Origin of the sequence: Curtobacterium sp. MCSS17_008, from assembly GCF_003234185.1 — a bacterium.
GTDB lineage: Bacteria > Actinomycetota > Actinomycetes > Actinomycetales > Microbacteriaceae > Curtobacterium.
Map to the genome: position 1 here is coordinate 425,692 of NZ_QKSM01000001.1, position 25,307 is coordinate 450,998.

The 25,307-nt window shown below is 72.4% G+C and carries 22 protein-coding genes; all 22 read right to left on the minus strand.

Going from position 1 to position 25,307, the window contains the following annotated elements:
- Positions 1–37 precede the first annotated feature (37 nt).
- The 22 genes from DEJ23_RS01975 to rpsD all read right to left on the minus strand — a co-directional run bounded on the left by DEJ23_RS01975 (position 38) and on the right by rpsD (position 25,225).
- Complete coding sequence (locus DEJ23_RS01975; RefSeq protein WP_111238562.1) at positions 38–2,107, minus strand: primosomal protein N'; 2,070 nt, start codon at positions 2,105–2,107, stop codon at positions 38–40.
- 8 nt (positions 2,108–2,115) lie between these two features.
- Positions 2,116–3,330, minus strand: a complete 1,215-nt coding sequence (metK, locus tag DEJ23_RS01980) for a methionine adenosyltransferase (RefSeq protein WP_111238563.1) — start codon at positions 3,328–3,330, stop codon at positions 2,116–2,118.
- 4 nt (positions 3,331–3,334) lie between these two features.
- Positions 3,335–3,598, minus strand: a complete 264-nt coding sequence (gene rpoZ / locus DEJ23_RS01985; RefSeq protein ID WP_065959155.1) for a DNA-directed RNA polymerase subunit omega — start codon at positions 3,596–3,598, stop codon at positions 3,335–3,337.
- Positions 3,599–3,713: 115 nt separating this feature from the next.
- On the minus strand, positions 3,714–4,646 hold the full coding sequence (gmk, locus tag DEJ23_RS01990; protein ID WP_375342254.1) for a guanylate kinase: 933 nt from the start codon (positions 4,644–4,646) through the stop codon (positions 3,714–3,716).
- Complete coding sequence (pyrF, locus tag DEJ23_RS01995; RefSeq protein WP_375342257.1) at positions 4,643–5,518, minus strand: orotidine-5'-phosphate decarboxylase; 876 nt, start codon at positions 5,516–5,518, stop codon at positions 4,643–4,645. Before pyrF ends, gmk begins: the two co-directional genes overlap by 4 nt.
- 20 nt (positions 5,519–5,538) lie before the next feature.
- On the minus strand, positions 5,539–8,817 hold the full coding sequence (gene carB, locus DEJ23_RS02000; protein WP_111238565.1) for a carbamoyl-phosphate synthase large subunit: 3,279 nt from the start codon (positions 8,815–8,817) through the stop codon (positions 5,539–5,541).
- The gene (carA, locus tag DEJ23_RS02005) at positions 8,817–10,016 is read right to left on the minus strand and encodes a glutamine-hydrolyzing carbamoyl-phosphate synthase small subunit (protein WP_111238739.1); all 1,200 of its coding nucleotides are present in this window, start codon (positions 10,014–10,016) and stop codon (positions 8,817–8,819) included. Before carA ends, carB begins: the two co-directional genes overlap by 1 nt.
- Positions 10,016–10,558 carry a hypothetical protein gene (locus tag DEJ23_RS15330; protein ID WP_146240167.1) on the minus strand — a complete coding sequence of 181 codons (543 nt, stop codon included), beginning with the start codon at positions 10,556–10,558 and terminating at the stop codon, positions 10,016–10,018. The genes carA and DEJ23_RS15330 overlap by 1 nt, the downstream gene beginning before the upstream one ends.
- Before the next feature lie 16 nt (positions 10,559–10,574).
- A complete protein-coding gene (locus DEJ23_RS02010; protein ID WP_111238566.1) occupies positions 10,575–11,921 on the minus strand; it encodes a dihydroorotase in 1,347 nt (448 codons plus the stop codon).
- Positions 11,918–12,880: an aspartate carbamoyltransferase catalytic subunit gene (locus DEJ23_RS02015; protein ID WP_111238567.1), complete on the minus strand. Its 963-nt coding sequence runs from the start codon at positions 12,878–12,880 to the stop codon at positions 11,918–11,920. Before DEJ23_RS02015 ends, DEJ23_RS02010 begins: the two co-directional genes overlap by 4 nt.
- On the minus strand, positions 12,880–13,443 hold the full coding sequence (gene pyrR, locus DEJ23_RS02020) for a bifunctional pyr operon transcriptional regulator/uracil phosphoribosyltransferase PyrR (RefSeq protein ID WP_111238568.1): 564 nt from the start codon (positions 13,441–13,443) through the stop codon (positions 12,880–12,882). The genes DEJ23_RS02015 and pyrR overlap by 1 nt, the downstream gene beginning before the upstream one ends.
- Before the next feature lie 57 nt (positions 13,444–13,500).
- Complete coding sequence (gene nusB, locus DEJ23_RS02025; protein ID WP_111238569.1) at positions 13,501–13,986, minus strand: transcription antitermination factor NusB; 486 nt, start codon at positions 13,984–13,986, stop codon at positions 13,501–13,503.
- An 11-nt stretch (positions 13,987–13,997) separates the two neighbouring features.
- Positions 13,998–14,561, minus strand: coding sequence for an elongation factor P (efp, locus tag DEJ23_RS02030; RefSeq protein ID WP_058729119.1), 564 nt, complete (start codon positions 14,559–14,561; stop codon positions 13,998–14,000).
- 174 nt (positions 14,562–14,735) lie between these two features.
- A complete protein-coding gene (locus tag DEJ23_RS02035; protein WP_111238570.1) occupies positions 14,736–16,424 on the minus strand; it encodes an AarF/ABC1/UbiB kinase family protein in 1,689 nt (562 codons plus the stop codon).
- A gap of 85 nt (positions 16,425–16,509) precedes the next feature.
- Entirely contained in the window at positions 16,510–17,607 is a 1,098-nt protein-coding gene (aroB, locus tag DEJ23_RS02040) for a 3-dehydroquinate synthase (protein ID WP_375342255.1), read from the minus strand.
- Complete coding sequence (locus DEJ23_RS02045; RefSeq protein ID WP_111238741.1) at positions 17,604–18,095, minus strand: shikimate kinase; 492 nt, start codon at positions 18,093–18,095, stop codon at positions 17,604–17,606. The genes aroB and DEJ23_RS02045 overlap by 4 nt, the downstream gene beginning before the upstream one ends.
- 80 nt (positions 18,096–18,175) lie before the next feature.
- Positions 18,176–19,396, minus strand: a complete 1,221-nt coding sequence (gene aroC / locus DEJ23_RS02050; RefSeq protein ID WP_111238571.1) for a chorismate synthase — start codon at positions 19,394–19,396, stop codon at positions 18,176–18,178.
- A gap of 57 nt (positions 19,397–19,453) precedes the next feature.
- Positions 19,454–21,013 (minus strand): endolytic transglycosylase MltG, encoded by a 1,560-nt coding sequence (gene mltG, locus DEJ23_RS02055; RefSeq protein WP_111238572.1) that lies wholly within the window; start codon positions 21,011–21,013, stop codon positions 19,454–19,456.
- 89 nt (positions 21,014–21,102) lie between these two features.
- On the minus strand, positions 21,103–21,546 hold the full coding sequence (gene ruvX / locus DEJ23_RS02060) for a Holliday junction resolvase RuvX (RefSeq protein ID WP_181429079.1): 444 nt from the start codon (positions 21,544–21,546) through the stop codon (positions 21,103–21,105).
- An 8-nt stretch (positions 21,547–21,554) separates the two neighbouring features.
- The gene (gene alaS, locus DEJ23_RS02065; RefSeq protein WP_111238574.1) at positions 21,555–24,212 is read right to left on the minus strand and encodes an alanine--tRNA ligase; all 2,658 of its coding nucleotides are present in this window, start codon (positions 24,210–24,212) and stop codon (positions 21,555–21,557) included.
- A 73-nt stretch (positions 24,213–24,285) separates the two neighbouring features.
- Positions 24,286–24,468, minus strand: a complete 183-nt coding sequence (locus tag DEJ23_RS02070) for a hypothetical protein (protein ID WP_111238575.1) — start codon at positions 24,466–24,468, stop codon at positions 24,286–24,288.
- A gap of 127 nt (positions 24,469–24,595) precedes the next feature.
- Entirely contained in the window at positions 24,596–25,225 is a 630-nt protein-coding gene (gene rpsD / locus DEJ23_RS02075) for a 30S ribosomal protein S4 (protein ID WP_058726527.1), read from the minus strand.
- Positions 25,226–25,307 lie beyond the last annotated feature (82 nt).

The window sequence follows — 25,307 nt, forward strand, 5'->3', positions numbered from 1 at the left end:
CCCGCCCACGTCGCGTCTCGTGGTCGTGGTGGTCCGGCTACACCTCGGTGAACGGCTCGACGTCGTCCAGGCGGACGCGGAGCGCCGGCGCCGCCCGGCGACGGTTCCCGCCGGGGAGCACGCGTCGTGTGGAGGAGCGCCGGATGACCTCGGCCTTGAGCGTCGCCGCGACCTCGGCACCGTGCGCGTACGGGAAGCGCACGATCGCCCGGACGGTGCCGGGCACCGGGTCCTCGGGCACCGGCACGGGACCGAGCACGGCCCCGACCGTCGCGTCGCCGAGGGCCTCGACCGCGGCGGTGACGGCCTCGTCCGTGCCGGTGAGCGTCGCCACCCGGACCGCCGGCGGGAAGTGCAACGCACGCCGGTCGACGAGCTCGTCGTGCGCGGGACCGTCGAGCCGCCAGAGCGCCATCGCGGTCGCGAGCTTCCCCCCGATGCCGACGAGGTAGACCTCGGCGCCCGGTGCGCCCTTCGCCGCGGCACCGGTCCAGAACCGGAGGACGTCCTCCTGCACGCGGAGCCCCTCGCGTGCGAGCATCCGGTCCCCGTCGAGCAGGAGGACGCAAGCGAAGCCCCCGGGCACACTCGGCTCCGCGCCGCGGGTCGCGACGACGACGGAAGGCCGCGCGGGGACCTCGTCGAGTGGCCGGGAGCCGTCGGCGACGACGATGCGGGTGCCGGGGAACGCGCGTCCGAGTTCGTCGGCGGTGCGCTGCGCGCCCTGCCCGACGGGCTTCACCGTGCCGTTGCCGCACGTCGGGCACCGGAAGCCGACGGCCAGCGCGCCGCAGAACCGGCACTGCGGGGTGGCGCCCCGGTGCGGCTGCCCGAGCGGACCGCCGCAGACCCGGCAGTGCGCGCGCTCCCCGCACTCGGCGCAGACGAGCCCCGTGCCGAAGCCGGGGCTGGCCACCTGCACCAGGACCGGTCCGTGCTGGCTGGCCTCACGTGCCGCCCGCCACGCGGTGCTCGGGATGCGGGCCTGCGCGGCGAAGCCCTCGGCGCCGCTCTGCTGCACGGTGGGGATCACCTTCGGCGTCGGCACCCGGTACGGCGCGACGTCCTGGAGCCACTGCAGCTCGACCAGGCGCTGCACGTCGGTGCTCCTGGCGTGCGACACGAACAGCAGCCCGGCACCCGACTGCGCCGCCCGGACCAGCGCGACGTCGCGCGTGTGCACGTACGGGGCGCGCGGCTCGACGAACGACGCGTCGCCGTCGTCCCACATCGCGATGAGACCGAGCTCGGTCGCGGGCGCGTACGCGGCCGTCCGGTTCCCGATCGCGACGACCGCGTGGGTCCGCGCGCGCAGGAGTGCGGCGGCGCGCTGACCGTTCGTCTGCTTGGCGTCGAAGCGGACCACGCGCTCCGCTGGCAGCACCGCGTGCAGGGCGCGCTCGAGGTCCGTCACGTCACGGAAGTCCGGGACGGCCACGACCGCGGAGCGCTCCGCGGCGACGGCGTGCGCGGCGGCCTGGGCGATGGTGGCGGCCCACCCCGGTACCCACACGGCGGACGCCGGACCGTCCGGCGCCGTGCCCGTCGCGCCGGACGCCGCTGTCGCCGCGGACGGCCCGGCAGCGCCGGACGCCGCGGCCGAACCGGGGGCCGGCGTCAACGCGACCGGGTGGGGGACGGCGGCGACCGCAGCCCGCCCGCGGTCCGCGACCAGGGCCTCCAGGGCGCCCTCGGCGTAACCGGTGACGGGCGGTGCCGCGACCGGCGACGGCGACCACCCGGTGTCGCGCGCGAGCCAGGCCTTCTCGGCGCGGACCTGGCGCGGGGGCACGGCGAGGCGCAGTACGTCGGACGCGACGCCGGCCGCGCGGTCGGCGACGGCGCGCGCGAGCGACCAGATCTCGGGCGCCAGGACCGGCACCGGCGAGACGACCTGTTCGACGGGACTGAGCTCTCCCGGCCAGTCCCCCTCGGAGACCAGCTCGACGACGTACGCGTCGGACATGCGCGCGCCGGTGCGCAGCGGGACCTTCACGCGGACCCCCGGCACGCAGTCGTCCTCGAGCTCGGCCGGCACCCGGTAGTCGAACAGACGGTCCAACTGCGGGAGCGGCGAGTCGAGGACGACGCGCGCGACGGTGGTCACACCGTGCCCTAGACGGCGGCGGTGACGAGTCCTGCTGCGGCGCGGAGCTCCTCGACGCGGTCGAGCTGCTCCCACGTGAAGCCCGGCAGCTCGCGGCCGAAGTGCCCGTAGGCGGCGGTCTGCGCGTACCGCGGCTTGAGCAGGTCGAGGTCGCGGATGATCGCGGCCGGCCGCAGGTCGAAGACCTCGGTGATCGCGGCCTCGATCGTGGCGTCGTCGACGTGTCCGGTACCGAACGACTCGACGTACAGCCCGACCGGCTTCGCACGACCGATCGCGTACGCGACCTGCACCTCGAGCCGGTCCGCCAGCCCCGCGGCGACCGCGTTCTTCGCGACCCAGCGCAGCGCGTACGCGGCCGAGCGGTCGACCTTCGACGGGTCCTTGCCGCTGAAGGCACCGCCACCGTGCCGGGAGGCACCGCCGTACGTGTCGACGATGACCTTGCGGCCGGTCAGACCGGCGTCGCCCTGCGGGCCACCGATCTCGAACCGACCGGTCGGGTTGACGATGACGTCGACGTGCGACGAGTCGAGGTCGACCAGGTCGAGGACCGGACGGATCACGTGCTCCGTGATCTGCGCGGTCAGCTCGTCGAGCGTCACCGCGGGCGAGTGCTGGGTGGAGAGCACGACGGTCTCGACGGTCTTCGGCACGACACCGTCGTACCCGACCGTCACCTGCGTCTTGCCGTCCGGACGGAGGAAGTCGAGGAGTCCCGTCTTGCGGACCTCGGCCAGCCGCTCCGCCAGGCGGTGCGCGAGCCAGATCGCGACGGGCATGTACTCGGGCGTCTCGTTCGTCGCGAAGCCGAACATGATGCCCTGGTCTCCGGCACCCTGACGGTCGAGCGGGTCGACCCCGGCACCGGAACGGCTGTCGAGCGACTCGTCGACGCCCTGGGCGATGTCCGGCGACTGCGCGCCGATCGACACCTCGACACCGCAGGTCCGGCCGTCGAAGGACACCTCGGACGAGTTGTACCCGATGCCGGTGATGACGTCACGGACGAGCTTCGGGATCTCGACGTAGCCGGAGGTGGTGACCTCGCCGGCGACGTGCACGAGCCCGGTCGTCACCATCGTCTCGACGGCGACGCGCGCGTGCGGGTCGACCGTCAGCAGGGCGTCGAGGATCGTGTCCGAGATCTGGTCGCAGATCTTGTCGGGGTGCCCCTCCGTCACCGACTCGGACGTGAAGAGGCGCAGGTTGGTGCTGCTCACAGGATCAGTCGGAGGGCTGCTGCTGCTTGGTGACGGTCAGCTTGTCCTCGTTGATCTCGTGCAGCGCCACCGACAGCGGCTTGTCGTCGATCGTCGAGTCGACCAGCGGGCCGACGTTGTCGAAGAGCGAACCCTCGTGCAGGTCGGCGTAGTAGTCGTTGATCTGGCGCGCACGCTTCGAGGCGAAGATGACGAGCGCGTACTTCGACTCCACCTTGGCGAGCAGGTCGTCGATGGGCGGGTCGATGATGCCCTGGGGGTTGGCCATGGTGTCTCCTGTCAGCTGCGGGTGCGTGGGGCGCGGGTCCGACCGGATCGGACCGCCCGACCGAGGTCGGACTGCGCGGGCGCGGCGCCGAGGAGGCGCGCGCGGGTGCGCCGTGTCAGGGCGCAGAGAACAAGTCTACGACCTCGCGTGCCGCCGTGCCGACATCGGAGTTCACGATCCGCACGTCGAACTCGTCCTGCGCCGCCAGTTCCACCTTCGCGGTCTCGAGACGACGCGCCTGTTCCTCGGCTGACTCGGTGCCACGGCCGATGAGCCGGCGGACCAGTTCCTCCCACGTCGGCGGGAGCAGGAACACGAGCACCGCCTCGGGCATGGCGTCGCGGACCTGGCGGGCACCCTGCAGGTCGATCTCGAGCATGACCTTGTCGCCGGCGTCGAGCGCGCGGTCGATCGGCGGTCGCGGCGTGCCGTACCGGTAGGAGTTGTGCACGACCGCCCACTCGAGCAGCTCGCGGTCGCGGATCATCCGGTCGAACTCGGCGTCGTCGACGAAGTAGTAGTGCACGCCGTCGACCTCGCCCGGGCGGGGCTTGCGGGTCGTCGCCGAGACGCTGAGGTTCACGTCGGGGTAGTGCTCGCGGATGTGGGCGCTGACCGTGCCCTTGCCCACCGCGGTCGGTCCGGCCAGCACGACGAGCTTCGACGCCCCGCGCTTCCGGCCGCGCGCGGCGAGCCAGTCGGCCAGGGCGCTGCGCTGCCGGGTCCCGAGCCCGCCGAGACGCTTCGACGGGGCGATGCGGAGTTCGCCCATCACGGCCTCGGCACGCGCGGGACCGATGCCGGAGATGCTCGTGAGCAGGTCGCGCACGCGGAGGGACTTCTCGGCGGGCAGGTCGGCGTCGGACCACGCGGCGCGGGCGACCTCGAGGGGGCTGCGCTCCCCCGAGGCGACCTGCGCCTTGACCGCGGCCCGTGCGCGACGCGCCGCGACCGCGGCACGGGCGGCGGCGACGCGGTCGACCTCCGGCGGGTTGCGGTGCGCCGGCAGGTCGCTGCGGTCTGCGGTCGTGGGCGTCTCGTCCGTCACGCGGCGGCCCCGAGCGCCGTGCGGATGCGGTCGGCGCGGTCCTGCACGAGGGCGGCGACGCCGTCCGGTCCGTCCGTCAGCAGCCCGCGGGACTCGTTCACGAGCACCTGCTCGGCCCGCGCACCGTACCGGGCGCGCAGGTCCTCGATCCGGGCGCCCTGGGCACCGAAGCCCGGCGCGAGCACCGGCGCGGAGCCGATGGTCCCGGCGTCGATGCCGAAGTCGTCGAGGTCGAGGGTGGCGCCGAGCACGAGCCCGACGTCCCCGAGCGGCTGCTCGCCGCCGGTCCGGTTGTCGTCTGCCACATCCAAGACGATACCGGCCGCGACGGAGCGTCCGGCACGCGGCCCCTCGGCGAGCACCGCGGTCTGCAGCACCCGGGCCTCCGGGTTGCTCGTCGCGGCGAGGACGAAGACCCCCGCCCGGTTCTCCCGCGCGACGGCGATCGTGCCGGCGAGCGACCCGTACCCGAGGTACGGCGACACCGTCATCGCGTCGGCCCGGAACGGCCCCTCGCGGTCCAGCCAGGCGAGCGCGTAGTCGTCACCGGTCGAGCCGATGTCGCCCCGCTTCACGTCGGCGACGACCAGGAGGCCCGCATCGCGTGCCCGACGCAGGGTCGCGTCGAGCGCGCGGTAGCCGGGGATCCCGGCCGCCTCGAAGAAGGCGATCTGCGGCTTCACGATCGCTGCGTGGCCGGCGGCCGCGTCGACCAGGGTCGCGCCGAAGGCGGTCAGGCCCTGCTCGTCGCGGCCGAGCCCCCACGCCGCCAGGGTGGCGGCGTGGGGGTCGATGCCGACGCACAGGGGGGAACGCTCCCCCATGGCGGCGGCGAGCCGGACGCCGAAGGAGGCCGCGCCTCCCGGCTGCACCGTGGTCACGTCAGCTGCCGTCACCAGGTCGCGCGCTCGAGCGCGTAGTCCTGCAGGCTGCGGGCGCTGAGCGGGGTGCCGATCGTCTCGATCGCCGCGACCGCTGCACCGAGCTGTGCGATCGTCGTGAACAGCGGCTTGTCCGCGGCGACGGTGGCCGCACGGATCTCGTAGCCGTCCGCGCGACCGGCGGCACCGGAGGGCGTGTTGATGACGATGTCGACCGCGTCGCGGGCGAGCAGGTCGACGACGCTCTCGCCACCCTCGCTGTACTTCCCGACCAGCGTGACCTCGATGCCGTTGCGGCGGAGCACCTCGGCGGTCCCCTCCGTCGCGGTGATCGTGAACCCGAGCTGCTGCAGGCGGTGCACGGGCAGGACGACCTGGCGCTTGTCGGTGTCGGCGACGCTCACGAAGACCGTGCCGCTCGTCGGCAGGCCGCCGTACGCCGCGTCCTGCGACTTGAGGAACGCGCGCGGGAAGTCGCGATCGATGCCCATGACCTCGCCGGTCGAGCGCATCTCCGGGCTGAGCACCGAGTCGACGACCTGACCGTCGTGGGTGCGGAAGCGGCGGAAGGGCAGCACGGCTTCCTTGACGGCGACCGGTGCCTGCGGCGGTACCGAGGAGCCGTCGCGCTCGGGCAGCAGGCCCTCCGCGACGAGCGCGTCGATCGAGGTGCCGGTCATCACACGCGAGGCCGCCTTGGCGAGCGGGATGCCCAGCGCCTTCGACACGAACGGGACCGTCCGGCTGGCGCGCGGGTTCGCCTCGAGGACGTAGAGGACGCCCGCGCCGATCGCGAACTGCACGTTGAGCAGGCCCTGCACGCCGATGCCGCGGGCGATCTTCTCGGTCGCCTCGACCACGCCGCGGATCTCCGCCTTGCCGAGTCCGACCGGCGGCAGGGTGCAGGCCGAGTCACCGGAGTGGATACCGGCCTCCTCGATGTGCTCCATGATGCCGCCGACGTACAGCCGCTCCCCGTCGAAGAGCGCGTCGACGTCGATCTCCACGGCGTCGTCGAGGAACCGGTCGACCAGCAGCGGCAGGTCCGTGCCGATGATCGCCTGGTCGGCCATCCGCTCGAAGTAGTCCGCCAGGGCAGCCGGGTCGTAGACGATCTCCATCCCGCGGCCGCCGAGCACGAAGGACGGGCGGACGAGGACGGGGTAGCCGATCTCCTCGGCGACCGCGGTCGCGCTGGCGAGGTCGTGCGCGGTGCCGTTGCGCGGTGCGAGCAGCCCGGCCTGCTCGAGGATCGCGGCGAACTGGCCGCGCTCCTCGGCGGAGTCGATCGCGCTCGGGGTCGTGCCGAGGATCGGGATGCCGGCGGCCTCGAGCGGCTTCGCGAGCCCGAGGGCGGTCTGCCCACCGAGCTGCACGACGACACCGACGAGCTCGCCGGACGCCGCCTCGGCCTCGATGACCTCGAGGACGTCCTCGGTGGTGAGCGGCTCGAAGTAGAGCCGGTCCGAGGTGTCGTAGTCGGTCGACACCGTCTCGGGGTTGCAGTTGATCATGATCGTCTCGTAGCCGGCGTCCGACAGCGCGAACGAGGCGTGCACGCACGAGTAGTCGAACTCGACACCCTGGCCGATGCGGTTCGGGCCGGAGCCGAGGATGACAACCTTCTTGCGATCGCTCGGGGCGACCTCGGTCTCCGTGTCGTACGACGAGTAGTGGTACGGCGTGAGCGCCGGGAACTCGCCGGCGCAGGTGTCGACCGTCTTGAACACCGGGCGGATGCCGAGCGCGTGCCGCGCGTCACGCGCCTCCTGCTCGGAGATGCCGCGCAGCGACGCGATCTGGGCGTCGCTGAAGCCGTGCTCCTTCGCCCAGCGCAACGTGTCCGCGTCGAGCTCGGCGGCGGCACGCACCTCGTCCGCGACCTCGTTGATGAGGACGATCTGGTCGATGAACCAGGGGTCGATCCCCGTGGCCTCGAAGACCTCCTCCGCCGTGGCGCCGGCGACGAGGGCCTGCTGCACCGTGACGATGCGGCCGTCGGTCGGCGTCTGCGCCTTCTCGAGCAGCGCGTCCTTGTCGAGCTCGGCCGCCGGGGTGTCCCAGTGGAACGAGGAGCCGCGCTTCTCGAGCGAGCGCAGCGACTTCTGCAGGGCGGTGGCGTAGTTCCGGCCGATGGCCATGGCCTCGCCGACGCTCTTCATGGTGGTGGTGAGCGTGGCGTCGGCCGCCGGGAACTTCTCGAACGCGAAGCGCGGGGTCTTCACGACGACGTAGTCGAGCGTCGGCTCGAAGCTCGCCGGGGTGACCCGGGTGATGTCGTTCTCGATCTCGTCGAGGCGGTAGCCGATGGCGAGCTTGGCGGCGATCTTCGCGATCGGGAAGCCCGTCGCCTTCGACGCGAGCGCGGACGAACGGGAGACGCGCGGGTTCATCTCGATGACGATCACGCGCCCGTTCGACGGGTCGACGGCGAACTGGATGTTGCAGCCACCGGTGTCGACACCGACGCGACGGATGATGTCGATGCCGATGTTCCGCATGTTCTGGTACTCGCGGTCGGTCAGCGTCAGGGCGGGGGCGACGGTGATCGAGTCACCCGTGTGCACGCCCACCGGGTCGACGTTCTCGATCGAGCAGATGACGACCGTGTTGTCGTGGTTGTCCCGCATGAGCTCGAGCTCGTACTCCTTCCAGCCGAGGATCGACTCCTCGAGGAGCACCTCGGTGGTCGGGCTGGACTGGAGGCCGTCGCCGACGAAGCGGACGAGCTCCTCCTCGTTGTACGCGAAGCCGGAACCGAGGCCGCCCATCGTGAAGGACGGCCGGACGACGAGCGGGTACCCGAGGTCCTGCGCGTACTCCTTGGCTTCCTCGAGGGTGTGGGCGATGTGGCTGCGGGCCACGTCGGCGCCCGACTCGAGGACGAGCTCCTTGAAGAGCTGGCGGTCCTCGCCGCGCTGGATGGCGTCGACCTTGGCACCGATGAGCTCGACGTCGTACTTGTCGAGGATGCCCTCGGCGTCGAGCTTGATCGCCGCGTTGAGCGCCGTCTGGCCACCGAGGGTCGGGAGCACGGCGTCGGGGCGCTCGATCTTGATGATCTCCTCGAGCGAGGCGCTCGTGATCGGCTCGATGTAGGTCGCGTCGGCGAAGTCGGGGTCGGTCATGATCGTCGCCGGGTTCGGGTTGACGAGGATGACGCGGACGCCCTCGGCGCGGAGGACACGGCACGCCTGGGTGCCGGAGTAGTCGAACTCGGCGGCCTGCCCGATGACGATCGGGCCGGAGCCGATGACGAGGACGGAGTTGATGTCTGCGCGCTTCGGCATCAGTTGGCTTCCTTGGTGATGTCGGCGGCCGGGGTGGTCGCGGTGGCGGTCGCGGGGTCGAGCGGTTCGCCCGCGCGGCGCTCACGCACCAGGTCCGCGAACCGGTCGAACAGGTACATGGAGTCGTGCGGGCCGGCGGCCGCCTCGGGGTGGTACTGCACGCTGAACGCGGGCACGTCGAGCGCGCGGAGCCCCTCGACCACGTCGTCGTTCAGGGAGTAGTGCGAGACCTCGACCCGGCCGAAGCCGGCCGGCGACTCGACGACCTCGCCGAGCGGCGCGTCGACCGCGAAGCCGTGGTTCTGGCTCGTGATCTCGACCTTGCCGGTCGTGGTGTCGAGCACGGGCTGGTTGATGCCGCGGTGGCCGAACGGCAGCTTGTACGTGCCGAAGCCCAGCGCGCGACCGAGGAGCTGGTTGCCGAAGCAGATGCCGAAGAACGGACGACCGGTCTGCAGCGACGCCTGGAGCAGCTCGACCTGCGCGTCCGAGGCGGCGGGGTCGCCGGGGCCGTTCGAGTAGAAGAGGGCGTCGGGCGCGAGGGCTTCGAGCTCCGCGGCGCTGATGTCCTGCGGCACGACGTGCACCTCGAACCCGCGCTCGGCGAGGTAGCGGGTGGTCGAGGCCTTCACCCCGAGGTCGAGCACCGCGAGCTTCCCGATCTGCTCGCCGACGGCGGGGACCACGTACGTCTCCGGCGTCGACACGATCGACGAGAAGCTCGCGCCGGCCATGGCGGCCTGGTCGCGCACGATCCGCAGCTGCTCGTCGGCGGACAGGTCCGCCTCCGCGCCGCTGAACACGCCGCCCTTCATGGCGCCGGCGTCGCGGATGCGGCGGGTCAGCGCACGGGTGTCGATGCCGGAGATGCCGACGATCCCGTCGCGCACCAGGTGGTCGTCGAGGGTCGCGTTCGCGCGGTGGTTCGACACGATGCGGCTGGGGTCGCGGACCACGTAGCCGGCGACCCAGATGCGACGGGACTCGGGGTCCTCGTCGTTGACGCCCGTGTTGCCGATGTGCGGCGCGGTCTGCACCACGATCTGCCCGGCGTAGGACGGGTCGGTCAGCGTCTCCTGGTAGCCGGTCATGCCGGTGGCGAAGACGACCTCTCCCAGGGATCGGCCCCGGGCGCCGTACGCCCGTCCGTCGTAGCGGGTGCCGTCCTCGAGGACCAGTACGGCCCGTTCGCGTGTCATCAGTTCGTCCCTTCGCCCGCGGTGTGCGGGTGTTCGTGCGTCGTCGTCAGTCCCTGCAGGGCGGCGAGTGCTGCTGCGCCGCCCTCCGGGAACCGGAAGTAGGTGTCGAGGTCCGTCGCTGCTGCGGCGCCGGTCGCCGTCCATCGCAGACGGACCAGTCCCCCCGGTTCGACCACCCGGTCGATGGCCGCGGTGGCCCGGTCGGCGCCGCGGACGTCGGCCGCGGCGATCCAGCGGTCCTCGTCGCCGGCGTGGCGCAGGACCACCCCGGTGTCGTGGACGGTCACGCCGCCGCGCGCCCGGAAGCCGAGCCCGCCCGCCGTGATCCGTTCGAGGGGTTCGTCGGCGCGGGTCGTCGCGACGGTGAACCCGTCCCACGACCCGACCGTCGGACCCGGGTCGGACGGGACCGGGACGGGAGGCACGGTGTCGGCCTGTCGCCGGGCCCGCGTCCGCCACGTGCGCGCCATCGCGACGAACAGGGCGGCCACCAGGACGAGGACGACTCCCCCGACCAGCCAGCGCAGCGCGTCGCCGCTCACCGTGTCACCGCCCGGCTCACGCGGTCGCCGCCTTCGCCGCGGCCGCCACGGTACCGGTGTCGACGAGCGAGCCGTCGAGGAGCGTGGGGTACCCCTGGTGGAACGTCGCGACGACCCGCCCGGGCAGGCGCATCCCGAGGTACGGGGAGTTCTGCGACTGGCCGGCGAGGTCGTCGACCGAGAACTCCCGGACCGCGGTCGGGTCGTACAGCGTGACCTCGGCGGGGGCGCCCTCGGCGATGCGCTGGCCGTGGCCCGTGACCTGCCCGATGCGTGCCGGGGCCTCGGACAGCACCCGTGCGACGTCGGCCCAGTCGAGCCGGCCGTCCTCGACCACGGCGGCGTGCACGACGCTCAGCGCCGACTCGAGCCCGACCATGCCGTTCGCCGCTGCGGGCCACTCGCAGCACTTCGCCTCGGCGGTGTGCGGGGCGTGGTCGGTCGCGACGATGTCGATCGTGCCGTCGGCCAGGGCGGCGCGCAGGGCGTCGACGTCCTCGCGGGAGCGCAGCGGCGGGTTGACCTTGTAGCGGGCGTCGTACCCGGGGGCGCCATCGACGCCGGCGATCAGGTCCTCGGTGAGCACGAGGTGGTGCGGCGTGACCTCGGCGGTGACGTCGATCCCGCGGGACTTCGCCCAGCGGATGACCTCGACGCTGCCCGCGGTCGAGACGTGACAGACGTGCAGCCGGGCGCCGACGTGGTCGGCGAGCAGGACGTCACGGGCGATGATGGCCTCTTCCGCCACGGCCGGCCAGCCGGCGAGCCCGAGCTCCGACGACAGCCGGCCCTCGTTCATCTGCGCGCCGATGGTCAGCCGGGGCTCCTGCGCGTGCTGCGCGAGCACCCCGCCGAAGCCCTTGATGTACTCGAGGGCCCGGCGCATGAGGAGCGGGTCCGCCACGCACGATCCGTCGTCCGAGAACACCCGGACCCTGGCGCGCGAGGTCGCCATCGCGCCGATCTCGGAGAGGTGCGTGCCCTGCAGCCCCTGCGAGACGGCGCCGATCGGGCGGACCGTGACGTACCCGGCGTCGTCCCCGAGCGCCTGCACCTGCTCGACGACGCCCGCGGTGTCGGCGACCGGCGACGAGTTCGCCATCGCGTTGACCGCGGTGAAGCCGCCGGCGGCGGCGGCACGCGAACCGGTGAGGACGGTCTCCGACTCCTCGAAGCCGGGCTCGCGCAGGTGGGTGTGCAGGTCCACGAGACCGGGCAGGGCGATCAGACCGTCCGCGTCGACGACCGTGGCGCCGGCCGCGTCGAGACCGGACCCGACCGCGGTGATGCGTCGTCCCTCCAGGCGGATGTCGGCTCGCGAGCCGTCGACCAGCTGCGCGCCGCGGATGAGGTGGGCGGTCATGCGACGGTCTCCTTCGGTTCGTGCTCGCCGGTGAGGGCGAGGTACAGGACGGCCATGCGGACCGACACGCCGTTGGCGACCTGCTCGACGATGGTCGAGCGGGGGTCGTCGGCCGCGACACCGGCGATCTCGAGCCCACGGTTCATCGGGCCCGGGTGCATGATGAGCGTGCGCTCGGAGAGCGCGGCCGCCCGGGCGGCCGTCAGGCCGAAGTGCCGGGTGTACTCGCGGGGGTTCGGGAAGAACGCGTCGTTCATCCGCTCCTGCTGGATCCGCAGGAGCATGACGACGTCCGGGTCCTCGGCGAGGGCGGCGTCGAGGTCGTGGTGCACGGCTGCGCCGAACGGACGGTCGACGGCCGGCAGGAGCGTCGGCGGCGCGGCGAAGGTCACCTCGGCGCCGAGGGTGCGCAGCAACCAGGCGTTGCTCCGGGCGACCCGGCTGTGCAGGACGTCGCCGACGATCGTCACCCGGACGCCGTCGAGGCCCTTCCCGCGGCTCGCCTCGCCGTGCAGGCGGCGGCGCATCGTGAAGGCGTCGAGCAGCGCCTGCGTCGGGTGCTCGTGCGTGCCGTCGCCCGCGTTGACGACCGGGACGTCGATCCAGTCGGCCTCGGCCAGCACCCGCGGCGCGCCGGACGCGCCGTGCCGCATCACGATCCCGTCGATGCCCATCGCACCGAGGGTCTGGACGGTGTCCTTGAGGGACTCGCCCTTGGAGACGCTCGAGCCCTTCGCGGCGAAGTTGATGACGTCGGCGGAGAGGCGCTTGGCGGCGGCCTCGAAGGAGATCCGCGTGCGGGTCGAGTCCTCGAAGAAGAGGTTCACGACGGTCTTGCCGCGGAGGGCGGGGAGCTTCCGGACCTCGCGGGTGTTGACCTCGGCCATCTCCTCGGCGACGTCGAGGACGTGGACCGCGTCGGCGCGCGACAGGTCGGCGGTGGAGAGCAGGTGGCGCATCAGGAGTCACCGCCCGGGTGCACGATGAGCAGCTCGTCGCTGCCGTCCGTCTCCGTCAGGTGCAGGGTGACCCGTTCGTCGGACGCCGTCGGCAGGTTCTTGCCCACGTGGTCGGCACGGATGGGGAGCTCCCGGTGGCCGCGGTCCACCAGGACGGCGAGCCGGACGGCGCGCGGCCGCCCGATGCCCTGGAGGGCGTCGAGGGCCGCGCGCACGGTGCGTCCGGAGTACAGCACGTCGTCCACCAGCACGACGACCTTGCCGTCGATGCCGCCGGCGGGGATGGTCGTGCGGTGCGGGGCGCGGCCGATGCCGTGACCGAGATCATCCCGGTGCATCGTGACGTCGAGCGTGCCGACGCGGCCGGTGCCGGCACCGCTCGTCCACTCGGGTTCGATGTCGGCGAGGATGCGGTCGAGCCGCTCTGCCAGGACGGCACCCCGTGTCGGGATGCCCAGGAGCACGAGGTCCGAGGCGCCGCGGTTGGCCTCGAGGATCTCGTGCGCGATGCGTGTCAGAGCACGCGTGATGTCGGGGTGTTGCAGGACCGTTCTGGTGCCCACGCCGACCTCCTTCCCCGCCTCACCGGACGGACTTAAAGGACGCTGACGTGCTCAACCCTACTCGGACTCCTGGCCCCCTGCGACCGTCCGACCAGACGGTGCGGCTGCCTGGTCGGCGGTCCGTCCGGACGGCGCACGGCCGCCCGCGACGGCACCGAGCACGCCGTTGACGAAGCCGGCGGAGTCGTCCGTGGACAACGACTGCGCGAGCTCGACCGCCTCGGCGATCGCGACCGCGTCCGGGACCTCCGGGTTGTACCGGAGCTCCCAGACACCCATCCGCAGGATGCACCGGTCGAGCACGGGCATGCGGGCGATGGACCAGCCCTGCGCGTGCTCGACGATCACCTCGTCGATCGCCGGACGGTCGTCGTCGATGCCCGTGACGATCTGCCGGGCGTAGTCCCAGCTCGACGCACGCTCGGGCTGGTCGAGGTGACGGACCGTCTCGGTGGCGAGGACGTCTGCGATCGGCAGTTCGCGCACCTCGGCCACGTACAGCATGTCGAGGGCGCGCTTCCGGGCCTTCGAACGAGCACTCATGGGGCGAGCGCCTAGTTGTTGACGCGGCCGAGGAAGCTGCCGTCGCGCGTGTCGATCTTCACGGTGGTGCCGTTCTCGAGGTAGAGCGGGACCTGGATGCGGTGACCGGTCGCGATGATGGTCGCGTCCTTCGTGCCGCCGGACGAGCGGTCGCCCTGCAGGCCCGGCTCGGTCTCGACCTCGGTGACGATGGACGTCGGGAGCTCGATGTAGAGCGGGTTGCCCTCGTTCATCGCGATGGTCACCATGGCGGACTCGAGCAGGTAGTTCTTCGCGTCGCCGACGACGGTCTCCGAGACCGGGACCTGGTCGTAGGTGTCGGTGTCCATGAAGACGTAGGACTCGCCGTCCTGGTACAGGTACTGGTAGTCGCGACGGTCCACGGTCGCGGTGTCGATCTTCGCGCCGGCGTTGAACGTGCGGTCGACGACCTTGCCCGAGACGACGTTCTTCAGCTTGGTCCGGACGAACGCGCCGCCCTTGCCCGGCTTGACGTGCTGGAACTCGACGACCGACCAGAGCTGCCCGTCGATGATGAGAACGGCGCCGTTCTTGATGTCAGTGGTACTCGCCATGGGTCTTCCGTTCGATGTGGTTGTGAAGGTCTCCCGGACGTGCGTCCGGTCCTGGCGACGGCGGCCAGAGCCCGTGCCGACGCCCCGACGAGTGTAGCGGACCCTCGCCGAGGGTCCCGGGCGTCGGCTCGCCGCCGCGACGGCGTCGGGCCGGAGGGTCGACCTCCGGCTCCGTCACCGCCGCCGGCGGGCCCGCCAGGCGTCGACCGCCGCCCAGACGAGCAGTACCACCGCCGTCCCGGCGAGGACCGCGCCCGCCGCGCCGGTCGACAGGACCGCGCCGGGCCGCGGCGGCGACGCCAGGTAGACGATCGCCAGCACCCCGGCCCCCGCCCCGAGGAGCACGAGGAGCACGCGTCGGACCAGCCCCGAGACGACCTCGCGGTCGCGCCGGTCCGAGAAGAGCCGGATGTTCACCGCGAGCCTGCCGGTCTCGAGCGCCTCGCCGATGCGGTCCACCCGGCGCGGCAACTTGCGGACCGTCGACACGACGCCGAACAGCTCACGGAGGGCCAGGTCCCGCACCGTCCGCGGCCGCAGCTGGTCACGGATCTGCCGTCGGGCCAGGTCCCGCGACTCCTCGAGCAGGTCGAACGACGGGGCCAGACTGCGGAGCGTTCCCTCGAAGATCGCGAGCGCCCGCGCCGCGGCGACGAAGTCCGGCGGCGGCTTGAGCCGGTAGCGCCCGAAGACCGCGACGGCGTCGTCCACCGTCTCGACCCCGATCCGGGCGCCCGGCCCGAGCTCGTCCGCGACGAAGGCGGCGATGTCGCGCCGGAAGTCCGGCTCGTCCTCGGCGTCACGCACCGGCGCCATGCGCATCACGGCGTCGGCGATCCGCTCGGTGTCGTCCTGGACGTAGCCGGCGAGGAGGTCCTGGACGGTGGCCCGCAGCCCCGGGTCGAGTCGCCCGACCGACCCGAAGTCGATGAGGGCGGGACGCCCGTCCGGCAGGAGCACGACGTTCCCCGGGTGGAGGTCGGCGTGGTAGATGCCGTCGAAGACGACCTGGCGGAGGAAGGCGTCCAGCACGGCACGCATCGGGGTGTCGAGGTCCTGGCCGGTCCCGGCGGCGCGCAGTGCACTGAGCGTCTCGCCCTCGAGGTACTCCATCACCAGGACCCGCCGCCCGGACAGGTCGCGGTGGGGCTCGGGGAAGACGATCTCGTCGGGGCGGGCGCTGCGGGTCTGCGCCGCACGCAGCGCGGTCAGGTTCCGCATCTCCGACGTGAAGTCCACCTGGCGCACGAGGTCGTCGGCGTACTGCTGCGCGACCTCGGCGACACCGATCTGCCGCGCCTCGGCGCTCGTCCGGACGAGGAACCGCACGACGCGCAGCGCGATGTCGACGTCGCGGCGGACAGCGGCGTCGATGCCGGGGCGCTGCACCTTGACGGCGACCGTCGTGCCGTCGCGCAGGGTGGCACGGTGCACCTGCGCGATGGACGCAGCGGCGACCGGTTCCGGGTCGAAGGTCGCGAACACCTCGTCGACGGGTACGCCGAGCTCCTCTTCGAGCAGGGCCGCGACGGCGGAGGGATCGGCGGGCCGGACGCTGCGCTGCAGGTGCGCGAGCTCCTCGGTCCACTCGTCGGGGAGCAGGTCGTCGCGCGTGGAGAGCAGCTGCCCCATCTTCACGAAGCCGCCGCCGGCCTCCTCGAGCGCACGACGCAGGTGGTCCGCCTGCCGACGCCGCAGCTCGGCCGTCCCGGGGTCGCGCGAGAAGTCGAGCCGCCGGAAGGGCAGCAGTTCGTGGCGGCGGGCGATGGCGAGGAGCTCGGCGGAGCGGCGGGCGCGGGACCGCAGGCTGCCGACGGCGACCTCCTGCTGGCCGAGGTCGCTCAGGCGGGGCGGGGTGGGCACGGAGCCAGTCTGCTCTCGCGCCCTGCGCGGCCGCCGCGTTCCGGCACCGCCCGGAGGCGCGGCGGAGACCGCCGCGGTGGGACGGCTAGACGCCGACCTCCTGGTACGCGGTGAAGAGCAGGTGGTCCTCCGGCCCCTCGAGCGTGACCGGCTTTCCGACACCGTCGAGGATGATGAACCGGAGCATGCCGGCACGCGCCTTCTTGTCCCGTCGCATCGTCGCGAGGAGCCCCTCCCACCGTCCGAGCCCGTAGGACGTCGGCAGCTCGAGGGACTCGAGGATCGAGCGGTGCCGGTCCACGGTGGCGTCGTCGAGGTGGCCGGTCAACCGAGCGAGCTCGGCGGCGAACACCATCCCGACCGACACGGCGGCCCCGTGCCGCCACTGGTAGCGCTCGGCGTGCTCGATCGCGTGCCCGAGGGTGTGCCCGTAGTTGAGGACCTCCCGGCGACCCTGTTCGGTGAAGTCGTCCGCGACCACCTCGGCCTTGAGCGCGATCGCGAGTTCGACCACGCGGCGGAACTCCGGGGTCGTCGGGTCGGTCACGCGGTCGACGTCGGCCTCGATCACGTCGAGGATCTCCGGCACGGCGATGAAGCCCGCCTTCACGATCTCCGCGAAGCCGGTCAGCACGTCGTTCCGCGGCAGGGAGCGGACCAGGTCGAGGTCCGCGACGACTGCACGCGGGTGGTGGAAGGCGCCGACGAGGTTCTTGCCCTCGTTCGTGTTGATGCCGGTCTTCCCACCGACGCTGGCGTCCACCATGCCGAGCACGCTCGTCGGGATGGCCACGAACGGCACCCCGCGCAGCCAGGTCGCGGCCACGAATCCGGCGAGGTCCGTCACGGCACCGCCGCCGAGCCCGATCACGGCGTCGGTGCGGGTGAAGTCGGCCTGGCCCATCACCTGCCAGCAGAACGCCGCGACCTCGACGCGCTTGGCGGCCTCGGCGTCCGGCACCTCGGCGATGAGCGCGTCGAGCCCGGCCTCGACCAGGACGGCACGGAGGTCGTTCGCCCGAGCGCCGAGCGTCGGGGCGTGCACGATGAGGACCTTCGCGACCCGGGGGCCGAGCAGCGCGGGGACCGAGGCGAGCAGGCCGCTGCCGACCACGACGGGGTAGCCGTCCTGACCGCCGACGCGGATCTCGGTGGTGCCCTCGGGCAGGTTCGACGCGGTCACGGTGTCCCTCCGGTGGTGTGCTGGTCTTCGGTGAGCCAGGCGACCACGTCACGCACGACGTGCGACATCGGTCGCCGCGACGTGTCGAAGGTCGCGTGCGCGAGTTCGGCGTAGGTCGCCGCGCGGGCGTCCGCGATGGTCTGCCAGGCGTCGATGCCGCCCTGCGCCAGGAGCGGCCGGTCGCTGCCGGCGATGCGCGCCGCGACGGCCTCGGGCGAGACGGTCAGCAGGACGATCCGCGTACCGCGCAGCGCCGCCCGGGTGTCGGGGTGCGTGACCGCTCCCCCGCCGACGGCGACCACGCCGCCGGTCGCCAGCGCGCCACGGACCGCCTCGGCCTCGAGTTCGCGGAACGCCGGCTCCCCCCGGTCCGCGAAGATGCCCGGGATGGGCCCGTGTTCACGGACGATGACCCGGTCGGTGTCGGTGAACGGCACACCGAGCGCCTTCGCCACGCGCTTGCCGACGCTCGACTTCCCCGCGCCCATCGGCCCGATCACGACGACGGGCGCGCCCGTGTCCGCGGGCCCTGCGGCGGGACCCTCGGGCGACGGGGCGTCGGTGCTGCTCACCGGGCGGTCGACGGCTCGGCGGTCTCGGTCCGACGGGAGCGCAGGGTCTCCGGGATGGACGCGAGGTAGGCGTCGAGGTTCCGCTTCGTCTCGGCCACGCTGTCGCCGCCGAACTTCTCGAGCACGGCGTCCGCCAGCACGAGGGCGACCATCGCCTCGGCGACGACGCCGGCGGCCGGGACGGCGCAGACGTCGCTGCGCTGGTGGTGCGCCGAGGCGTCCTCGCCGGTGGCGACGTCGATGGTGTGCAGTGCGCGCGGCACGGTCGCGATCGGCTTCATGCCCGCACGGACACGGAGCACCGTGCCGGTGGACATGCCGCCCTCGGTGCCGCCGGCGCGGTCGCTCGTGCGGATGATCTCGCCGTCCTCGCGGGAGAGCTCGTCGTGCGCCTCGGAGCCACGACGGCCGGCGGTGGCGAAGCCGTCACCGACCTCGACACCCTTGATCGCCTGGATGCCCATGACCGCGGCGGCGAGACGGGCATCCAGCCGGCGGTCCCACTGCACGTGCGAGCCGAGCCCGGGCGGCACGCCGTAGAACAGCACCTCGACGACTCCGCCGAGCGTGTCCCCGTCCTTCTTGGCGGCCTCGACCTCGGTGACCATGCGCGCCGAGGTCTCGGGGTCGGCGCACCGGAGCTGGTCCTCGTCGAGCCGGTCGACGTCGTCGGGCAGGGGCAGTGCCGTGCCGTCGGGCACCCGGACGGTGCCGACCTGGAGCGTGTGGGCGACCGATCGGATGCCGAGCTCCGCGAGGAACGACTTCGCGACCGCTCCGAGGGCCACGCGTGCCGCGGTCTCGCGGGCGGAGGCGCGCTCGAGGATCGGGCGGGCCTCGTCGAAACCGTACTTCTGCATGCCGACCAGGTCCGCGTGACCCGGACGCGGACGGGTCAGGGGCGCGCTGCGGCCGCGCGACATCTCGGTGGACTCGACCGGCTCGGGGTTCATCACCTCGACCCACTTCGGCCACTCGGTGTTGCCGATGCGGATCGCGATCGGGCTGCCGAGGGAGTACCCGTGGCGGACCCCGCCGGAGACGTGGAGCTCGTCCTGCTCGAACTTCATGCGCGAGCCACGCCCGTACCCGAGCTTGCGCCGTGCGAGGTCGGTGCGGATGGACTCGAACGACACCGGGACGCCCGCGGGCAGGCCCTCGAGCATCGCGATGAGTTCGGGTCCGTGGGACTCACCAGCGGTCAACCAACGAAGCATGGTGCCAATCCTCCCACAGTGGGTCGTCGCGAGACGTCGCCGTCCACGGGCACCCCGCTACTGGTAGTCGGGGTGTGCACGGAGCCAGGCCTGGAACTTCGCGACCTCGACCTGGTGCTGCGCGTACGTGTCGGAGAACGCGGTCTCCCCCGTCTCGAGGTCGATCGTGACGAAGTAGAGCCACTTCCCCTGCGCCATGTCCGTCACGGCCTTGATCGCGACGTCGCCCGGGTTCGAGATCGGTGCCGGCGGCAGCCCCTTGTGCACGTAGGTGTTGTACTCGTTCGACGCGTCGCCTCGCTCGGCGTCGGTCGTGGTGACCCGGTGGGTGTTGCCGGTGCCGTAGGCGACGGTCGCGTCGGACTGCAGCGGCATGTCGATGTCGAGCCGGTTCTGGAACACCCGCGCCACCTTCGGGTAGTCCGCGGCGAGGCCTGCCTCCTTCTGCACGAGCGACGCGAGGACGATCACGCGCTCCTGGTCCGCCTCGGCCACACCGGCGGCCGCCAGGTGTTCCTTCATGGTGTCCACCATCGACTGGAAGTACTGCTTCGCGGTCCACCCCGGGTTGATCGGGTAGGTCGCCGGGAACAGCCACCCCTCGAGCGTCTTCGCGTCGTCCGGGAGCCCGTACGCGGAGACGTCCTCCGCCGCCGCGGACACCTCGGCCTCGCTGAGCCCGGCCTTCGAGACCATCCCGGCCTCGATGTCCTCCAGTGCGGTGCCCTCCGGGATCACGATCGAGGCCTGCACGCGGTTGTCCTCGTCCTGCAGGGCCGCGAGGGCGGCCTTCGAGCTCATCTCCTTCTTGAGCGCGTAGGACCCGGGCTGGAAGTCGACGGACGGCGAGCTCAGCAGCAACTCGTAGAAGACGTTCGAGCTCTTGACGACACCGCTCCGCTGCAGCGTCCTCGCGACGTCCTCGCCGATGTCGCCCTGCTTGATCGTGACGGTGACCTTGCCCGTCCCGGACCCCGTGTAGTCCTCCGGCTCCCGTGACCCGCTGAACGCGCCCACGAGCTGCTGGACCTTCGGTGCCGCGAACGCGTACGCGCCGACGCCCGCGCCGAGGACGATCGCGACGATGACGATGCCTGCGATGAGCGGGCCGCGACGCCGCTGCGGTCGCGGTTCGCGCGGCGGCCGGGAGGGACGTCCGCCCCCGCCGGGTCCCCCGCGTCCGCCGCCTCCCGCGCCGCCGACCTCGTGGCCACGGGCCTCCCCGTCACCAGCGGTCCGACCACGGGCGTCGCGTACCGCGCGCGCGTCCGGCGCCGGGACCTCGCCGGTCAGGAGCGCCTGCACCTCGGGGTGCAGCTCGTCGTGCGACCGGGCCACCGGCGCGTCCGCCGGTGACACCGGCGCCGCATCGTCCGCCACCGACCGTGCGACGCCGTCGCCCGTCGTGTCCGCCGTGTCGGGGCGGGTGCGCTCACTGGCGGAGCGGTCAGGCACGGCCCCGGCGGCGGCAGCCTCGGCGGCCGCGGCCTCGGCGGCACGCGCCTCGCGGCGCGACATCGGGCGCTCCGGCTCGCTGGCGGGGTCGGAAGGCCGGCGTCGCCGCCCGGCATCGTCGCCGGGCGCGATGATCGCGTCCCAGTCCAGGTCGTCTGCCAAGGGATCCTCGGTCTCTCGGGTCGGGGGCTCCACCTGGGCCCCGTCGGTCCGGGAACGACGGTCTCCCGACCCGCCCCGGGGCCGGTCGGTCAGGGGAGCGTGGCGCCGGGAGCGGCGCTGGACGCACGCTCGTGGTCGAGCGCGTGTTGCAGAATGATAACAGCGGCCGCTTGGTCGATCACGGCCCGGGACTTCTTCGTGTTCCGGCCCGCCTGGTGCAGGCCCCGCTGGGCCGTCACCGTCGAGAGTCGCTCGTCGACCAGTCGCACGGGCCGGTGCTCCGCGAGGCGCTCGGCGAACGCACGTGCATCCGCGGTCGACGGGGTGTCGTCGCCGGACATCGACAGCGGGAGCCCCACCACGACCTCGAGCACGTCGTACTCCTCGGCCAGCTCGACGATGCGACGCACGTCGGTCGCCTCGTTCCGCGGAACCGTCTCGACCGGGGTGGCCAGCAGGCCGTCCCGATCGCAGACGGCGACGCCGATGCGCGCCTTGCCGACGTCGACGCCGAGCCGGCGGCCCGGACGGATCGCCACGCTCAGCCCGCCAGACGTGCCGTCACGGCACGCAGCGCCGCCGGGAGCGCGGCCGCGTCGGTCCCTCCGCCCTGCGCCAGGTCCGGCTTCCCGCCACCGCCGCCGCCCAGGACGCCGGCGGCCTCCTTGGCGAGCGGGCCGGCCTGGACCCCGGCAGCACGCGCCGCGTCGTTCGTGGCCACGATGACGACCGGCTTGCCACCGACGACCGCGCCCAGCACGACGACCGCGGCACCGTCGCCGAGCTGGCCCCGGACGCCGGTCGCGAGGGACCGCAGGTCGTCACCGGACTGCAGGCCGTCGACGGTCTCGGCCACCACGGTGGTCGCCCCGACGGTCGTGGCCTGCCGTGCGATGGCGGGCACACGCTGCTGCAGGTTCGCCGACTCGAACTCCGCGATCCGCTTCTGGGCGGTCCGCAGGTCCTCCATCAAGCCCTGGACACGGGTCGGCAGGTCCTCCCGGGGTGCCTTCAGCGCGCTGGAGAGCTGCGACACGATCGTCCGCTCGACCGCGAGGTCACGGAAGCCCTCGAGCCCGACGAGCGCCTCGACGCGACGGTTGGTCGAACCGACGCTGGACTCCCCCACGAGGTTGACGAGACCGACCTGCGCGCTGGATGCGACGTGCGTGCCGCCGCAGAGCTCGCGCGACCACGGGCCGCCGATGTCGACCATGCGGACCTCGGCGCCGTACTTCTCGCCGAAGAGCGCCTGCGCGCCGAGGGCCTTCGCCTCGTCGAGCGGCAGCACCCGGGTCTGCACCGCGAGGTCGGACCGGATCGCCGCGTTGACGACCTCCTCGATCTCCGAACGCGTCTCGCCCGACACGGGCTGGGACCACGAGAAGTCGAGCCGCATGTAGCCGGACTTGTTGTACGAGCCGGCCTGCAGCGCCTCCGGTCCGAGCACGTCGCGGAGTGCCGCGTTCACGAGGTGCGTGGCGGAGTGCGCCTGCGTCGCACCGCGGCGGTACTCGGCGTCGACCACGGTCGTCGCGGCGTCGCCGACCCCGACCTCGCCGGAACGGACCTGCACCTTGTGGCTCCAGAGCCCCGCGACCGGACGCTGCACGTCGAGGACCTCGAGGTCGAAGCCGTTGCCGACGATCGAGCCCTGGTCGGCGTCCTGACCACCGGACTCCGCGTAGAGCGAGGTCTCGCCGAGGATCACCTCGGCGATGTCGCCGACGACCGCGCGGTCGACGCTCACGCCGTCGACGATGATGCCGAGCACCGCGGACTCGGCCTCGAGCGCGTCGTAGCCGAGGAAGACCGTCTCACCCGCGGCACGGAAGGCGCTGTAGACGCTGAGGTCGGCGAGGGCGGTCTTCTTGCTCTTCGCGTCCGCCTTGGCACGGGCACGCTGCTCGGACATGAGGGTCTCGAAGGCGCCGCGGTCCACCCGGACGCCGGCCTCCTCGGCCATCTCCATGGTGAGGTCGATCGGGAAGCCGAAGGTGTCGTGCAGCAGGAACGCGGTGTCCCCACCGATCGACGGGGCGCCGTCCTGCTTCGCGCGCTCGACGGCCACGTCGAGGATGGTCGTGCCCTGCGCCAGGGTACGGAGGAACGTCTCCTCCTCCGCGTAGACGATCCGGGCGATCCGGTCGTACTGCTCGGCGACCTCGGGGTACGCACCCTGCATCGCGTCGCGCGACGCCGGGAAGAGCTCCGGGAAGGTCGCGCCCTCGACACCGAGGAGTCGCATGGCGCGGACCGTGCGGCGCAGCAGACGGCGGAGGATGTACCCGCGGCCCTCGTTCGACGGCGTGACCCCGTCGGCGACGAGCATGAGCGAGGACCGGACGTGGTCGGCGATGACGCGCATCCGGACGTCGTCCTCGTGCACGGAGCCGTACGCACGGCCGGAGATCGCGGCGGCGCGGTCGAGGACCGGACGCACCTGGTCGATCTCGTACATGTTGTCGACGCCCTGCTTGATGAAGGCGACGCGTTCGAGCCCCATGCCGGTGTCGATGTTCTTGTCGGGCAGCTCGCCCGTGATCTCGAAGTCGTACTTCGATCGCACGTCGGCGATCTGGTACTGCATGAAGACGAGGTTCCAGATCTCGACGTAGCGGTCGTCGTCGGTCGCCGGACCGCCGTCGATGCCGTACGCCGGACCGCGGTCGAAGAAGATCTCGGAGCAGGGGCCGGCGGGGCCGGGTTGCCCCGTGGACCAGTAGTTGGTGTCCTTGCCGAGGCGCTGGATCCGCTCGTCGGGCAGCGACGAGTGCTCCTTCCAGAAGGCGATCGCCTCGTCGTCCTCCTCGTACACGGTGACCCACAGGTCGTCGGGCGAGAACCCGAGACCGCCGTCCGACTCGGGGGTCGTCAGGAACTCCCAGGCGTACTGGATCGCCTGCTCCTTGAAGTAGTCCCCGAACGAGAAGTTGCCGTTCATCTGGAAGAACGTGCCGTGCCGGGGGGTCTTGCCGACCTCGTCGATGTCGTTCGTCCGGATGCACTTCTGCACGCTCGTCGCACGGGGGTACGGCGCGGGGACCAGCCCGGTCAGGTACGGGATGAAGGGGACCATGCCGGCGACCGTGAAGAGCAGGGACGGGTCGTCCGAGACGAGCGACGCGGACGGGACGACGGTGTGTCCGCGGTCACCGAAGAACTGGAGCCAACGGCGGCGGATCTCTGCGGTCTGCATGGTGCTTCCTGATTCAGGTCGGCGGGAGGTGCGTGGAGCGGGGGCGCGGTGACGGGCCGGTCGGCGGTGGCGCTCAGACGTCGGTGCGGAGTTCGGCCTCGCGGGAGCGGTAGCCGTCGGCGACGGCGTCGGTGAACGCCTTCGTCCGGGCGTTCACGTCCGCGAAGAAGCGCGCGCCGCCCGGGGTGTTCGCGATCCGGTGCGCAGCGGCGAACCCGATGACGACGCCGACGGCGACGAAGACCAGCTGCTTCACGGTGCCCCTCCCTCTCGCGCACGCGAGCGGTGCGTGCCCGAACGAGTGTAGTGGCGCACCCTCGGGACGCCGAACGGCGGGCCGCCCTCCTGGGAGGACGACCCGCCGTTCGGGTGCGATCGGTGGATCAGCGGGCTGCGTAGTACTCGACGACGAGCTGCACTTCACAGGTCACGGGGACCTCGGCGCGCTTCGGGCGGCGGACCAGGCGGGCCTGGAGCTTGTCGATCTCGACCTCGAGGTAGCCCGGGACCTTCGGGAGCACTTCCTGGTGCCCACCGGCGGCGGCGACCTGGAACGGCTCGAGCGACTCGGAGCGCTGCTTCACGTGGATGAGCTGGCCCTCCTTGACGCGGAAGGACGGACGGTCGACGAGCTTGCCGTCGACGAGGATGTGGCGGTGCACGATCAGCTGACGGGCCTGCGCGGTCGTCCGGGCGAAGCCGGCACGGAGCACGAGGGCGTCGAGGCGCTGCTCGAGGAGCTCGACCAGGTTCTCACCGGTCAGGCCCTTCGTCTTGCGGGCCTCTTCGAAGACGATGCGGAGCTGCTTCTCGCGGATGCCGTACTGGGCGCGCAGACGCTGCTTCTCACGGAGACGGACGGCGTAGTCGCTGTCCGCGCGACGGCGGGTGCGGCCGTGCTCACCGGGGCCGTAGGGCCGCTTCTCGAGGTAACGGGCCGCCTTCGGCGTCAGCGGGATGCCGAGCGCACGCGAGAGACGGGTCTTGCTGCGGGTACGTGACTTGGTAGACACAGGGTCCTTTTCTCTGTCTGAACTGAATGACTCGCCGGACACTCGATCGTCCGCGCACGCTGGGCACACGACGGGGATCGAT